Origin of the sequence: Rheinheimera sp. SA_1 (assembly GCF_001669775.1) — a bacterium.
Taxonomy (GTDB): Bacteria; Pseudomonadota; Gammaproteobacteria; order Enterobacterales; family Alteromonadaceae; genus Pararheinheimera.
The window spans coordinates 1-972 of sequence record NZ_LXWK01000010.1 but is presented as its reverse complement, the minus strand read 5'-3'; the positions used below and the strand labels follow the sequence as shown (position 1 = coordinate 972).

The window sequence follows — 972 nt, the reverse complement described above, 5'->3', positions numbered from 1 at the left end:
GGTGAAAGATGGTTTCTAGTTGTTGGCAGTTTTGCAACCAGCAATCCGCAGAAATACCCAGGCGAGCCAGGATAGGTGGCAGTGCTGTGTCGATGGCGCCGCGTTTGTCCGCCCGCATTTGGCGACCCGTCCAGTCTACAAGCTCAATATAATCAATGATATGGTAGGGGATGTGCTGCTGCGCATTGTCTTGATGACTATTTCCTGCAAAAGGCAGAAGTTCACCATGAAAGGCACAGTGCACCGCTTTGTCAAGACGTTGCTGAATGCTGGTGTAATCGGAAGACTCCGGCGTTGACGACATCTGTGCGCGGATGGGGTTCAAATCAACATAGGCCATTGCAGTGAGCAGGGCTTTTTCATCCAGCAGTGCCTGCGATTTAAAACGCCCCTCCCAGAATCGGCCAGTGCAGCGGTCTTCAAAGTTGGCACATCGGGCAATGTGCTCGTTAAGACATCGCATAAACCAGCTGATATCACAGAGTCTGGCACGCCAGCTTTCGATAATAGTTTTAGTCGCTTGGTTCTCAGCTTCACCGCTTGACTGACCAGCGAGATAGCGCTCAACTAATAGCGGTAACCGGAACAGAAGCTGCCAGCGGCAGGTGATATCTCCTGCACTCCAACTTGCAGCTTTTTCCGCATCGACCCGCACTACCAGATGGTAATGATTTGACATGATGGCATAAGCGGCGACGTCGATGGCAAACATCTGTGTGAGCAATGTCATTCGCTCCAGAATCCAGCCACGTCTATGTTCAAAGTTGTAAGTCTCTGAACAACCACAGAGAAATGCCCGCCGGACACAGCGACTGACTAAATGATAATAAGGTGTGTCGGTAACAGAGATTTGCAATTTACGTGGTTTGGGCATGATGTCATCCTGACAGTCAAAAAATCCTTTGGCTTTAAATTTGGTTGCAAAAAAGTTAATGTCAAGTTTTTATGGAAATTGGTGGGTGTCTGGTTTTC

Annotated in this window: 1 protein-coding gene; it reads right to left on the bottom strand. The window is 48.9% G+C overall.

The genetic code is table 11. The features are described 5' to 3' along the window. A partial coding sequence (locus tag A5320_RS01255) for a transposase (RefSeq protein ID WP_157605576.1) occupies nt 1–874 on the bottom strand: 874 nt, incomplete at its 3' end. Nucleotides 875–972 lie beyond the last annotated feature (98 nt).